Annotated in this window: 12 protein-coding genes; 2 read left to right on the plus strand and 10 right to left on the minus strand. The window is 52.4% G+C overall.

Annotation, left to right across the window (positions count from 1 at the left end; genetic code table 11):
- The 9 genes from pabC to yceD all read right to left on the minus strand — a co-directional run bounded on the left by pabC (position 1) and on the right by yceD (position 7,301).
- A complete protein-coding gene (gene pabC / locus ACHHZ7_RS08760) occupies positions 1–810 on the minus strand; it encodes an aminodeoxychorismate lyase (RefSeq protein ID WP_057066415.1) in 810 nt (269 codons plus the stop codon).
- Between the two features lie 135 nt (positions 811–945).
- Complete coding sequence (gene fabF, locus ACHHZ7_RS08765; RefSeq protein WP_003036260.1) at positions 946–2,187, minus strand: beta-ketoacyl-ACP synthase II; 1,242 nt, start codon at positions 2,185–2,187, stop codon at positions 946–948.
- Positions 2,188–2,272: 85 nt separating this feature from the next.
- Positions 2,273–2,509: an acyl carrier protein gene (acpP, locus tag ACHHZ7_RS08770; RefSeq protein ID WP_000103754.1), complete on the minus strand. Its 237-nt coding sequence runs from the start codon at positions 2,507–2,509 to the stop codon at positions 2,273–2,275.
- Positions 2,510–2,663: 154 nt separating this feature from the next.
- Positions 2,664–3,398, minus strand: coding sequence for a 3-oxoacyl-ACP reductase FabG (gene fabG / locus ACHHZ7_RS08775; protein ID WP_003036255.1), 735 nt, complete (start codon positions 3,396–3,398; stop codon positions 2,664–2,666).
- A 12-nt stretch (positions 3,399–3,410) separates the two neighbouring features.
- Complete coding sequence (fabD, locus tag ACHHZ7_RS08780) at positions 3,411–4,340, minus strand: ACP S-malonyltransferase (RefSeq protein ID WP_003832182.1); 930 nt, start codon at positions 4,338–4,340, stop codon at positions 3,411–3,413.
- A 15-nt stretch (positions 4,341–4,355) separates the two neighbouring features.
- Complete coding sequence (gene fabH, locus ACHHZ7_RS08785; protein ID WP_003832181.1) at positions 4,356–5,309, minus strand: beta-ketoacyl-ACP synthase III; 954 nt, start codon at positions 5,307–5,309, stop codon at positions 4,356–4,358.
- A gap of 77 nt (positions 5,310–5,386) precedes the next feature.
- The gene (plsX, locus tag ACHHZ7_RS08790; protein ID WP_071845195.1) at positions 5,387–6,466 is read right to left on the minus strand and encodes a phosphate acyltransferase PlsX; all 1,080 of its coding nucleotides are present in this window, start codon (positions 6,464–6,466) and stop codon (positions 5,387–5,389) included.
- Positions 6,467–6,589: 123 nt separating this feature from the next.
- On the minus strand, positions 6,590–6,763 hold the full coding sequence (rpmF, locus tag ACHHZ7_RS08795) for a 50S ribosomal protein L32 (RefSeq protein WP_003036242.1): 174 nt from the start codon (positions 6,761–6,763) through the stop codon (positions 6,590–6,592).
- Positions 6,764–6,779: 16 nt separating this feature from the next.
- Positions 6,780–7,301, minus strand: coding sequence for a 23S rRNA accumulation protein YceD (yceD, locus tag ACHHZ7_RS08800; RefSeq protein WP_003036239.1), 522 nt, complete (start codon positions 7,299–7,301; stop codon positions 6,780–6,782).
- 197 nt (positions 7,302–7,498) lie between these two features.
- On the opposite strand from yceD, the gene ACHHZ7_RS08805 reads away from it, so the two are divergent.
- Positions 7,499–8,083, plus strand: coding sequence for a nucleoside triphosphate pyrophosphatase (locus ACHHZ7_RS08805; RefSeq protein WP_003832177.1), 585 nt, complete (start codon positions 7,499–7,501; stop codon positions 8,081–8,083).
- Between the two features lie 82 nt (positions 8,084–8,165).
- On the opposite strand, the gene rluC is transcribed toward ACHHZ7_RS08805, so the two are convergent.
- Positions 8,166–9,119 carry a 23S rRNA pseudouridine(955/2504/2580) synthase RluC gene (gene rluC, locus ACHHZ7_RS08810; RefSeq protein ID WP_003036228.1) on the minus strand — a complete coding sequence of 318 codons (954 nt, stop codon included), beginning with the start codon at positions 9,117–9,119 and terminating at the stop codon, positions 8,166–8,168.
- A 574-nt stretch (positions 9,120–9,693) separates the two neighbouring features.
- On the opposite strand from rluC, the gene rne reads away from it, so the two are divergent.
- Complete coding sequence (rne, locus tag ACHHZ7_RS08815; protein WP_008784368.1) at positions 9,694–12,957, plus strand: ribonuclease E; 3,264 nt, start codon at positions 9,694–9,696, stop codon at positions 12,955–12,957.
- Positions 12,958–12,996: the final 39 nt, after the last annotated feature.

A 12,996-nucleotide genomic window follows, 5' to 3' on the forward strand; every position in this document is an offset into this window, starting at 1 on the left:
CTAATTCGGGTGCTCACAAAGTGGGGCTAAATAATCGAATAACAAACGTGAAGACAACAACGTGTCGCCACAGGCACGCACGGGAATAATGGGCATTAACGCGTTACAGACGACGATTTCATCAGCCTGCATTACCTCCTCCAACCCGGCATACACTTCGACAATACTGAATGGCGATTGTGCCAGCATCCGGATACAGAATTGTCGCATAATACCGTTCACTCCGGCCTGGTCCAGCCGGGGCGTGTAAACCACATCGCCTTTACGCCAGAACAAATTAGCCGCACAGCATTCCGTAACCCATCCCTCGCTGTCAAGAACCAGCGCTTCATCGGCGTCCGTCTGTTCAAGATGAGAGCGAATCAACACCTGCTCCAGTCGATTCAAGTGTTTAAGCCCGGCAAGCAGTGGATTACGTCCCAGCCGCACTGGGCTTAGCGCCAGCGTAATACCTTCTTGCCGCCAACGATCGTAATGATCGGGCCAAGATGAAACGGAGAGGATGCGTGTGGCACTATGACAATTTTTGCCACTGTAACCCCGGCCTCCACTGCCACGGCTGATAATCACTTTCAACACACCGCGTACGTGCCCTTTCGCCAGCATTTTCATTTCATTTTGCAGCTCGGACCAATCTTCAAAAGAGATCAGCAGTTTTTGGCAAGCGTCTTGTAAACGCTCAAGATGCGCTGCAAAGAGAGGAATTTCACCGTCGATAATACAGGCAGTGGTAAAACAGCCATCACCAAATTGGGTCGCTCGATCGCTTGCGGCCAGCATATCTTGCTCGCAGCCATTAATTAAGAACATGGTGGCTCCTTATTTCTGGTCCGCTAGTTTGGCAGGATGAGTAACACAGGACAAGGGCGGAAAACCGAATAAAAAAAGGCCCGACAAGCGGACCTTTTCAATTTGCTATCGATGCTAGCGCATCACCTGACGGACTTAAATCTTTTTAAAGATCAAAGAGCCGTTGGTACCACCGAAGCCAAAGGAGTTACACAGCGCATACTCCAGACCACTAACCTGACGCGCTTCGTGAGGTACGAAGTCCAGGTCACAACCTTCATCCGGGTTATCCAGGTTGATGGTTGGCGGAATAGCCTGATCGCGCAGCGCCAGGATAGAGAAAATAGACTCTACCGCGCCCGCCGCACCCAACAGGTGTCCGGTCATGGATTTGGTGGAGCTTACCATCACACGGCTTGCCGCATCGCCAAAGACAGATTTCACTGCCTGGGTTTCAGCTTTATCGCCTGCAGGCGTAGACGTACCATGCGCGTTCACATAGCCAATCTGACCCGCTTCGATAGCCGCATCGCGCAGTGCGTTGACCATTGCCAGCGCAGCGCCTGCACCGTTTTCCGGTGGCGACGTCATGTGGTAAGCATCGCTGCTCATACCGAAGCCAACGACTTCAGCATAGATTTTTGCACCGCGCGCTTTCGCATGCTCGTACTCTTCCAGTACCACCATGCCAGCGCCGTCGCCCAGCACAAAGCCGTCACGCTCTTTGTCCCATGGGCGGCTTGCCGCTTGCGGGTTATCATTACGCGTAGACAGTGCACGTGCCGCGCCAAAGCCACCCACACCCAACGGCGTACTGGCTTTTTCAGCACCACCCGCAACCATCGCGTCTGCATCGCCGTATGCAATGATACGTGCGGCATGACCGATGTTATGCACGCCTGAAGTACAGGCGGTCGCGATGGAGATGCTTGGCCCTTGCAGGCCGTACATGATGGTCAGGTGACCAGCCACCATGTTAACAATCGTCGACGGAACGAAGAACGGGCTGATCTTACGCGGTCCACCGTTTACCAGTGAGGTATGGTTTTCTTCGATCAGACCGAGACCGCCAATACCAGAGCCGATAGCGGCGCCAATACGATGAGCGTTCTCTTCCGTAATTTCGAGGCCAGAATCCTGCATGGCCTGAACGCCAGCGACAATTCCATATTGAATGAAGGCATCCATCTTGCGCTGTTCTTTACGCGAGATAATGTCTTCACAGTTAAAATCCTTTACTAAGCCAGCAAATTTCGTTGCATAGGCGCTAGTATCGAAATGGTCGATCAGGCTGATGCCACTCTGACCGGCAAGGAGAGCTTTCCAGGTAGACTCTACGGTATTGCCGACAGGAGACAACATGCCCAGTCCGGTCACAACTACACGACGCTTAGACACGGTTGTCCTCCAGGGAGGGAAAATAATTCAAGTGGGATAAAAAGATAAAACTCAGGCGGTCGAATGACCGCCTGGAGATGTTCACTTACGCCTGGTGGCCGTTGATGTAATCAATGGCAGCCTGAACGGTAGTGATTTTCTCAGCTTCTTCGTCCGGAATCTCAGTATCAAACTCTTCTTCCAGAGCCATTACCAGCTCAACGGTGTCAAGAGAATCTGCGCCCAGGTCTTCAACGAAGGAAGCATTGTTGGTTACTTCTTCCTGCTTAACGCCCAGCTGTTCGCCGATAATTTTCTTAACGCGTTCTTCGATAGTGCTCATACTCTTAAATTTCCTATCAAAACTCGCTTTCGCGATGGTTTTCGTAGTGTATAAAATGTTGAAAAATTTGCAACTAAATCCCGGCAGGTCTTACCACGATTTTACGTTATTTTGAGGCCAAGACCTACAATAACGCAAATATTTTTCATCGTGGTTAAACCATGTACATCCCGCCGTTGACGTGCAAAGTCTCACCTGTGATGTAACTTGCTTCGTCAGAAGCTAAAAATGCAACCGCACTGGCGATTTCCTGAGCGCCACCGAGGCGACCCGCAGGAACCTGCGCCAGAATACCCGCACGCTGATCATCAGACAGCGCACGCGTCATGTCCGTTTCAATAAAGCCCGGAGCAACAACGTTTACAGTAATGCCACGAGACGCAACTTCGCGCGCCAGTGATTTACTGAAGCCGATCAGACCCGCTTTCGCCGCAGCGTAGTTAGCCTGACCCGCATTTCCCATGGTACCAACCACAGAACCGATAGTGATAATACGCCCATGACGCTTTTTCATCATAGCTCGCATTACCGCTTTTGACAGACGGAAAACAGATGACAGGTTGGTTTCGATGATATCGTTCCACTCGTCATCTTTCATGCGCATTAACAGGTTATCACGAGTAATCCCGGCATTATTGACCAGGATATCGACTTCACCAAATTCTGCGCGAATATTTTCCAGAACAGATTCGATAGATGCCGGATCGGTCACATTCAACATCAGACCTTTACCATTTGCACCTAAGTAATCGCTAATGGCCTGCGCGCCGCTTTCGCTGGTAGCAGTACCGATAACTTTCGCGCCACGGGCAACAAGTGTCTCAGCAATTGCGCGGCCAATGCCACGGCTTGCACCGGTAACCAGCGCGATTTTTCCTTCAAAACTCATGGTCTTCCTCTTTTATTGCTCTAGCGCCGCAGACAATGCCGCCGGCTCATTCAGTGCCGAAGCAGTCAGGGTGTCAACAATACGTTTCGTCAGACCGGTCAGAACTTTACCCGGACCGACTTCATACAGGTGCTCTACGCCCTGGGATGCCATAAATTCAACGGTTTTAGTCCACTGAACCGGGCTATACAGCTGACGAACCAGCGCATCGCGAATTGCGTCTGCCGTGGTCTCGCACTTCACGTCGACGTTGTTCACAACCGGAACAGTCGGCGCGTTAAAGGTGATTTTCTGCAGCTCAACGGCCAGTTTCTCAGCGGCAGGCTTCATCAGCGCGCAGTGAGAAGGAACGCTGACCGGCAGCGGCAGCGCACGCTTAGCGCCCGCGGCTTTACAGGCAGCACCAGCACGTTCTACGGCTTCTTTATGCCCGGCAATAACCACCTGACCCGGTGAGTTAAAGTTTACCGGTGAAACCACCTGGCCTTCGGCAGACTCTTCGCACGCTTTAGCGATAGCGGCATCGTCCAGACCGATAATAGCAGACATGCCGCCAGTGCCTTCCGGAACCGCTTCCTGCATGAATTTGCCACGCAGTTCAACCAGACGTACGGCATCGGCAAAACCGATAACACCCGCACATACCAGCGCAGAATATTCGCCCAGGCTATGACCCGCCATCAGCGCAGGTGTTTTACCCCCCTGCTGCTGCCATACGCGATAAAGCGCAACGGATGCGGTCAACAGCGCGGGCTGCGTCTGCCAGGTTTTATTCAGTTCTTCAGCCGGACCTTGCTGAGTCAACGCCCACAGATCATAGCCCAGTGCAGCTGATGCTTCAGCAAATGTTTCTTCAACAATTGGGTAGTTTGCTGCCATTTCAGACAACATCCCAACGGTCTGGGAACCCTGCCCCGGAAACACAAATGCAAATTGCGTCATGTTTAAATCCTTATACTAGAAACGAACCAGCGCGGAGCCCCAGGTGAATCCACCCCCGAAGGCTTCAAGCAATATCAACTGCCCAGCTTTAATACGCCCGTCGCGGACGGCTTCGTCCAGCGCGCAGGGTACGGAGGCAGCAGAGGTATTACCATGTCTGTCGAGCGTCACGACAACATTATCCATCGACATACCCAGCTTTTTAGCTGTCGCGCTGATAATGCGCAGGTTAGCCTGATGCGGCACCAGCCAGTCCAGCGCAGAACGGTCGAGATTATTGGCTTCCAGCGTTTCATCAACGATGTGCGCAAGCTCGGTCACCGCGACTTTAAATACTTCGTTACCCGCCATCGTCAGGTGGATCGGGTTTTCCGGGTTCACGCGATCGGCGTTAGGCAGCGTCAACAGTTCGCCGTAGCGACCGTCAGCGTGCAGATGCGTGGAGAGAATGCCTGGCTCTTCTGATGCGCTCAGTACAACCGCACCAGCCCCATCACCGAAAATGATGATCGTTCCGCGATCGGTTGGATCGCAGGTACGGGCCAGGACATCGGAGCCAACGACCAGAGCATGCTTAACTGCGCCAGATTTAACGTACTGGTCGGCAACGCTCAGGGCGTAAGTGAAGCCAGCACAAGCGGCTGCAACGTCAAACGCCGGACAGCCTTTGATCCCCAGCATACTTTGGATCTGGCACGCCGCGCTTGGAAATGCGTGAGTGGATGATGTGGTAGCAACCACAATCAGACCAATTTGTTCTTTGTCGATGCCCGCCATTTCAATCGCACGGTTTGCGGCGGCAAAGCCCATCGTCGCAACTGTTTCATTTGGCGCTGCAATATGGCGTTCACGGATACCTGTACGAGTGACGATCCACTCATCAGATGTCTCAACCATTTTTTCCAAATCGGCGTTAGTACGCACTTGTTCAGGCAGATAGCTGCCAGTACCAATAATCTTCGTATACATGTACGCTCAGTCACTTTTTGGTTATATACCGCTACGAGCAAATCGCTGATACGTTGGCCACATTCACAAACGCACCGTTATCTGTGTGCTCGTGATTTTGCGCTTTCGCCACCGTCCAGCAGTTCGAATCCAGCTGGGTATACAGATTCCAGGCGAGCGGCAATTCGCTGAGGAACTTGTCGCTGCACCGCCTGCACTGCCTGTTCAATCGCGACTTCAAATGCTCGCTGATTGGCCGCACCATGACTCTTAATCACCGTGCCGCGCAATCCTAACAGACAGGCGCCATTATACTGGTCGGGGTTGAGGTGACTAAATCGCCTTGTCAGGCTTTTTTGTAACCAACGTTTTAATAACAGAAGCCACCACGACCGTTTTTTGCCCTCACCCTGAGATTTCAGCAGTGAAAGGAACATTCTGACAACACCTTCCATCGTCTTTAATGTGACATTACCTGTAAAACCGTCACAGACCAACACATCGGTTTTGCCAGTCAGTAACTCATTGGCTTCAAGATAGCCGATATAATTAATGGAAGGGATTGTTTTTAGCACAGCTGAAGCATCTCGAATACTGTCGAGACCTTTCGTTTCTTCTTCGCCGATGTTGAGTAACGCTACGCGAGGATTGGCAATGCCAACAACCTCTTCTGCCAGCACGGAACCCATGACGGCAAATTGCACCAACATCGTGCTATCACAATCTACGTTGGCGCCCAAATCCAGCACCACCGTTTTGCCCTTTTGCTGATGGGGTAACACCGTCACCAACGCAGGACGCTCAATCCCCTCAAGAGGTTTGAGCAATAACTTCGCAAGTCCCATGAGTGCGCCCGTATTACCGGCGCTGACACAAGCTTGTGCCTGACCTTCTTTCACGAGCTCCAGGGCAACACGCATTGAGCTTCCACGACTGGCGCGAATAGCTTGCGAGGGCCGGGCATCACTGGCAATAACTGACTGAGCAGGGATAATCTGCAGACGCGAACGTTGTTCGAAGTCAGCTTTGGCAAGTAATGGCGTGATTGTATCGGGATTCCCGACTAAAAGAAGTGTGAGTTGCGAATTAGAATTCAGTGCCTGCAATGCTGCAGGCACTGTCACGGTAGGGCCAAAATCTCCCCCCATGACATCTAACGCCAGGGTTAGACGTGTCAAGGTATCGTCGCTGCCCGGTTAGGTGTTTCCCCAGTCACCCGGGGAAAGCCTCACTAAGCTTCATCACGCGTTCACTCTTTGTCTTTCTCACCAGAAGTGGGAAAGCCATTGAGTCATGCGTGATTACTTAGCGATTACCTTACGGCCACGGTAGAAACCGTCGGCAGTGATGTGGTGACGCAGGTGTTGTTCACCAGAAGTTTTGTCTACAGACAGGCTGGTGACTGCGGTCAGAGCGTCATGAGAACGACGCATGCCACGTTTGGAACGGGTTGGTTTATTCTGTTGTACGGCCATGGACCTTACTCCTCAATTACTTACGCTTTAAGCTGGCTAATACGGCAAATGGGTTTGGTTTTTGCGCTTCATCAGGCAATTCGCCAAAGACCATGTCCGCCTCGGACACTTCACAGTGTTCAGAATCATGCACCGGAACTACCGGCAAGGAGAGGATAATCTCATCTTCAACCATTGCAAGCAGATCGATTTCACCGAATTCGTTAACCTCAATCGGCTCATACGCTTCCGGGAGTGCTTCAGCCTGCTCGTCAGAACGGACAGGACTAAAACAATATGTTGTGTGAACATGAAGTGGGAACGGTTTCCCGCAACGCTGACATTCGAGCGTAACCGATACCTTCGCATCACCGGTTATAACGGCGAGACGCTGGTTATCGATAGCGAACGACATGGAGCATTCCACATCACTGTCCACACTGACTACAGAATCGGCGACGCGCTCAACCAGATCAGAAGTATAGATACCTTCATAATCGAGGCGTTTTTGAGCCGTACGAACCGGATCAAGAGTCAGGGGTAATTTTACCTTTTGCATAGGGCGCGCATATTAACTTTGTAACGTCATATAGTCAAAGAAAAAGGCAGCCTGTGGTTGCCTTTTGCCAATAATTCGCACACATTGCGGGTCATCGACTTAAAATCGCTCAAGACAAGCCACTACAGCCAGCTTGTAGGTCGAAGTCCATAGTTTAAAATGGCTCTCATCAATACGCTATATGCGAGGGAAAAAATATGCCTCAACTTATTCTTGCTTCAACCTCCCCCTGGCGTCGCGCTTTACTCGAAAAACTGGCAATCCCGTTTGAATGCGCTGCGCCAGAGGTTGATGAAACGCCGTTGCCCGGCGAAGCACCACGCCATTTAGTCTTGCGACTGGCGCAGAAAAAAGCGCAATCTCTCGCCCACCGTTACCCATCGCATCTGATTATTGGCTCCGATCAAATTTGTGTTCTTGATGGTGAAATAACCGGCAAACCATTAACTGAAGAAAATGCCCGCCAACAATTACTCAAAGCCCGTGGCAATATTGTGACGTTTTACACCGGACTGGCGCTGTATAATTCTGCGACCGGACATTTACAAACTGAAGTAGAACCTTTTGACGTCCATTTCCGTCATTTAAGCGAGGCGGAAATTGATGATTATCTGCGTAAAGAGCGCCCGCTCCATTGTGCAGGTAGTTTCAAAAGTGAAGGGTTAGGTATTGCACTCTTTGAACGCCTGGAGGGTCGTGACCCAAATACCCTGATCGGTTTGCCGCTTATCGCGTTGTGTCAAATGCTGCGGCGGGAAGAGATGAACCCGTTGAATGCCTGATTGATCTGCCTGATGGCGACGCGATGCGTCTTATCAGGCCTACGGTACATCACACGATTGTAGGCCTGATAAGCAACGCGCATCAGGCTTTACTGCGTAAAACCTCGAGGCAGCGCTTCAATTGCTTATCCATCGGCGCTTCAATACGCATCACTTCACCCGTTCCCGGATGGGTAAATTTCAACGCTGCGGCGTGCAGGAAAAGTCGATTCAACCCCGTATCCGCCAGTTGCTTATCGAACTCACGGTCACCGTAGCGATCGTCAAAAGCAATTGGATGACCGGCATACTGGGTATGCACACGAATCTGGTGCGTACGTCCGGTCACCGGGCTACAGCGCACAAGCGTGGCAAACGCATAGCGCTCTTCCACTTTAAAACGTGTTTCTGACGGTTTGCCTTCCTGGTTCACCCGCACGATACGCTCGCCGCTTTGCAGAATGTTCTTTAACAGCGGCGCCTGCACGGTTTTGACATGCGACTGCCATTGGCCTCGAACCAGCGCGAGATAGTCTTTCTGCATGCCTTTTTCACGCAGTTGTTCATGCAATGAACGCAAGGCTGAGCGTTTTTTGGCAACCAGCAGCACGCCGGAGGTATCCCGGTCGAGGCGATGCACCAGTTCAAGGAAACGCGCTTCCGGGCGCAGCGCACGTAATCCTTCAATGACGCCAAAGCTTAACCCGCTTCCACCATGTACGGCCGTACCTGAAGGTTTGTTAAGCACCAGAATGTGGTCATCTTCATATAAAATGACGTCGGTCAGCGCAGCGACCTTTTGCAGGTTCGGTGAAATGGCCTCTTCTTCACGTTCAGCGACACGCACAGGTGGAATACGCACAATATCCCCGTCTTCGAGTTTGTACTCGGGTTTAATGCGTTTTTTATTCACCCGCACTTCGCCTTTACGCAAAATGCGATAAATCATACTTTTCGGCACGCCCTTAAGCTGGGTGCGCAAAAAGTTATCGATGCGTTGCCCTGCTTCGTCGGCAGTAATGGCAACTGTTTTTACGGCTGGAGTCTCTGTTTTCATGGGGGCCGATTTTAAATAGCCATCAAGATTCGCGCCACACATTTTTCTATGCTTATATTAACTGCTATACCCTATTACTTAAGTTTGACATAGCCGATTTGGTGGTTATTAAAGCAATCACTACGCGGAAGTGAAAAAACTGTGAGTAACCGGGTGATAAATGGCAAAAGTCATCTTGCTATAACAAGGTTAGCAGTGGAATAATGAGGTTGTTTCCGTGTTGAATCTTGTTAAAACAAGAACTTTTCCGGAATGACCCAATTTTGCCCGACCGATCATCAACGCAGCAATGGCGTAAGACGTATTGATCTTTCAGGCAGTTAGCGGGCTGCGGGTTGCAGTCCTTACCGGTAATATGGAAGCTTTTCTGGAGAGTAACACCCAGACTGTTCCCCTGATAATTGCGCTGTGTTTCCGTATGAAATGCAGGCAACCGACACTCTGCGCCTCTTTGAGCTGACGATAACCGTGAGGTTGGCGACGCGAATAGACACGAGGCCATCGGTTCACACCCGGAAAGGCATTACTCTGCCCGCAGCTTAGTCGTCAATGTAAGAATAATGAGTAAGTTACGATGAAAAGAATGTTAATTAACGCAACTCAGCAGGAAGAGTTGCGTGTCGCCCTTGTAGATGGGCAACGTCTGTACGATCTGGATATCGAAAGTCCTGGACACGAACAGAAAAAAGCCAACATCTATAAAGGCAAAATTACCCGTATTGAACCGAGTCTGGAAGCTGCTTTTGTTGATTACGGCGCTGAACGTCACGGTTTCCTCCCGTTAAAAGAAATTGCCCGCGAATACTTCCCCGCTAACTACAACTCCCATGGTCGTCCCAACATTAAAGACGTGTTGCGCGAAGGTCAGGAAGTCATCGTTCAGATCGATAAAGAAGAACGCGGCAATAAAGGCGCTGCGCTGACTACCTTTATCAGCCTGGCGGGTAGTTATCTGGTTCTGATGCCGAACAACCCGCGCGCGGGCGGTATCTCCCGTCGCATTGAAGGCGACGACCGTACCGAATTAAAAGAAGCGCTGGCAAGCCTGGAACTGCCTGATGGCATGGGCCTTATCGTGCGTACCGCAGGGGTCGGCAAATCCGCCGAAGCGCTGCAGTGGGACCTGAGCTTCCGCCTGAAGCACTGGGAAGCGATTCAAAAAGCCGCTGACAGCCGCCCTGCTCCGTTCCTGATCCACCAGGAAAGCAACGTTATCGTTCGCGCTTTCCGTGACTACTTACGTCAGGACATCGGCGAAATCCTTATCGATAACCCGAAAGTGATGGAGATGGCGCGTCAGCACATCGCCGCATTGGGTCGTCCGGATTTCAGCAGCAAAATTAAACTGTACACCGGCGAAATCCCGCTGTTCAGCCACTATCAGATCGAGTCTCAGATTGAGTCCGCATTCCAGCGCGAAGTACGTCTGCCGTCCGGCGGCTCAATCGTTATTGACAGCACAGAGGCCCTGACCGCTATCGATATCAACTCCGCGCGTGCAACTCGCGGCGGCGACATCGAAGAAACTGCGTTCAACACTAACCTTGAAGCAGCCGATGAAATTGCCCGTCAGCTACGTCTGCGCGACCTCGGCGGTCTGATTGTAATCGACTTCATTGATATGACGCCGGTTCGCCACCAGCGCGCGGTTGAAAACCGTCTGCGCGAGGCCGTACGCCAGGACAGAGCGCGTATTCAGATCAGCCATATTTCTCGCTTCGGTCTGCTGGAGATGTCTCGTCAGCGTCTGAGCCCGTCTCTGGGTGAATCCAGCCATCACGTGTGCCCGCGCTGTTCCGGCACCGGTACCGTACGTGATAACGAATCACTGTCGCTGTCTATTCTGCGTCTGATCGAAGAAGAAGCACTGAAAGAAAATACGCAAGAAGTTCATGCTATTGTTCCTGTGCCAATCGCCTCTTACCTGCTTAACGAAAAACGTACCGCGGTTAATGCTATCGAAACGCGTCAGAATGGCGTGCGCTGTGTGATTGTGCCAAACGATCAGATGGAAACCCCGCACTATTCTGTGCTGCGCGTACGCAAAGGGGAAGAAACACCGACCCTGAGCTACCTGCTGCCGAAACTGCATGAAGAGGCAATGGCATTGCCGACGGAAGAAGAGTACGTCGAGCGTAAACAGCCTGAGCAACCGGCGCTGGCCACCTTCGCTATGCCAGACGTTCCGCCAGCCCCTGCTCTGCAGGAACCTGCCGCGAAAGCCGCCGCGCCTAAAGCTGCAGCAGCAACCGCAGCCGTTGCCGCACAGCCCGGTTTGATTAGCCGTTTCTTTGGCGCACTGAAGTCCATCTTCGGTGGTAGCGAAGAAGTGAAACCGGTTGAACAACCTGCGCCGAAAGCTGAAGAGAAAACCGAACGCCAGCAGGATCGTCGTAAACCGCGTCAGAACAATCGTCGCGACCGTAACGATCGTCGTGATAACCGTGATAATCGCGGTGACCGCGACAACCGTAGCGAACGTTCAGAAAACGGCGAAAACCGTGAAGATAACCGCCGTAACCGTCGTCAGTCCCAGCAGCAAAATGCGGAAGCTCGCGATAACCGCCAGCAAACCACTGATGTTGCAGACAAAGCGAAATCCGGTGATGAACAGCAGGCGCCGCGTCGCGAACGCAACCGCCGTCGTAACGATGACAAGCGTCAGGCTCAGCAGGAAGTTAAAGAGCTGAACCAGGCTGAACAACCTGTGCAGGATACTGAGCAGGAAGAGCGCGTACGTCAGCCTCAAACCCGCCGCAAACAGCGTCAGTTGACTCAGAAAGTTCGTTTCACAGACAGCCCGGCGGTTGAAGCCGAAGTGGCTACTGTTGCTGCAATCGCTGAAACTGCTGTTGCTCAACCAACAGAACAGCCGGTACCGGCACAGCGCACCGAACTGGCGAAAGTTGATCTGCCAGCCGTCGTTGCGACTGAGCAGGAAGACAACAGCGAAGCTCGTGACTCCAACGGTATGCCGCGTCGTTCTCGCCGCTCTCCTCGCCATCTGCGCGTCAGTGGACAGCGTCGTCGTCGTTACCGTGACGAGCGTTATCCGGTTCAGTCACCGATGCCGTTAACGGTCGCCTGCGCATCTCCTGAATTAGCGTCCGGTAAAGTTTGGATCCGCTACCCTGTCGCACGTCCTCAGGATCAGCAGGTTGAAGAACAGCGTGAACAGGAAATGGTCCAGCAGCAAGCTGCACCTGTCGCCGTAGAACCTCAGGTTGCTGCCGCTGCCGTTGAACACATTGTGGATACCCCTGCGCCGGTTGAAGCCGTGCAACCAGAGGTTGTCGTAGCTGAGCCTCAGTCCGCCGTTGTTGAAACCACACAGGTTGAAACCACGCATCCGGAAGTGATTGCGACCCCGGTCGAGGAACAACCGCAAATTATCGCTGCATCTGATGCGCCCGTAGCAGAAGAAATCGCCGCTGAAGCCGAACCTGTGGCTGACGTTGTGACTGCACCAGTTGCCGAAGAGCCTGCAGAGGTGGTTATTCCCCAGCCAGAAGTGGTTGAAGAGATTACTGAGGTTGTGGAAACAGCGCCAGTTGTTGAAGAGGTTGCAGCGCCGAAAGACGTTGTTGCCGCGCCTGTCGTCGAAACTGAAGTCGTTAAGGCTGAAGTTGTCGCAGCCAGCGCTGATGCTGAACACCTGCACAGCCATGCAACCGCGCCAATGACCCGCGCTCCGGCACCGGAATATGTGCCAGAAGCGCCGCGTCATAGCGACTGGCAGCGTCCGGCATTCGCCTTTGAAGGCAAAGGTGCCGCAGGTGGACACAGCGCAACGCATCAAGCGACTGCGCCAGCAACACGTCCACAGCCTGTTGAGTAAGCCATAATCAATATCAAAGCCGGCCCTCGGGTCGGCTTT

The sequence above is a fragment of the Citrobacter freundii complex sp. 2024EL-00216 genome (genome assembly GCF_043945515.1).
GTDB lineage: Bacteria > Pseudomonadota > Gammaproteobacteria > Enterobacterales > Enterobacteriaceae > Citrobacter > Citrobacter portucalensis.

Excerpts from the sequence above, each read along its gene's own strand:
- pabC (WP_057066415.1), bottom strand. The coding sequence starts at position 810 with ATGTTCTTAATTAATGGCTGCGAGCAAGATATGCTGGCCGCAAGCGAT.
- acpP (WP_000103754.1), bottom strand. The coding sequence starts at position 2,509 with ATGAGCACTATCGAAGAACGCGTTAAGAAAATTATCGGCGAACAGCTG.
- fabG (WP_003036255.1), bottom strand. The coding sequence starts at position 3,398 with ATGAGTTTTGAAGGAAAAATCGCGCTGGTTACCGGTGCAAGCCGTGGC.
- fabD (WP_003832182.1), bottom strand. The coding sequence starts at position 4,340 with ATGACGCAATTTGCATTTGTGTTTCCGGGGCAGGGTTCCCAGACCGTT.
- fabH (WP_003832181.1), bottom strand. The coding sequence starts at position 5,309 with ATGTATACGAAGATTATTGGTACTGGCAGCTATCTGCCTGAACAAGTG.
- rpmF (WP_003036242.1), bottom strand. The coding sequence starts at position 6,763 with ATGGCCGTACAACAGAATAAACCAACCCGTTCCAAACGTGGCATGCGT.
- yceD (WP_003036239.1), bottom strand. The coding sequence starts at position 7,301 with ATGCAAAAGGTAAAATTACCCCTGACTCTTGATCCGGTTCGTACGGCT.
- ACHHZ7_RS08805 (WP_003832177.1), top strand. The coding sequence starts at position 7,499 with ATGCCTCAACTTATTCTTGCTTCAACCTCCCCCTGGCGTCGCGCTTTA.
- rluC (WP_003036228.1), bottom strand. The coding sequence starts at position 9,119 with ATGAAAACAGAGACTCCAGCCGTAAAAACAGTTGCCATTACTGCCGAC.
- rne (WP_008784368.1), top strand. The coding sequence starts at position 9,694 with ATGAAAAGAATGTTAATTAACGCAACTCAGCAGGAAGAGTTGCGTGTC.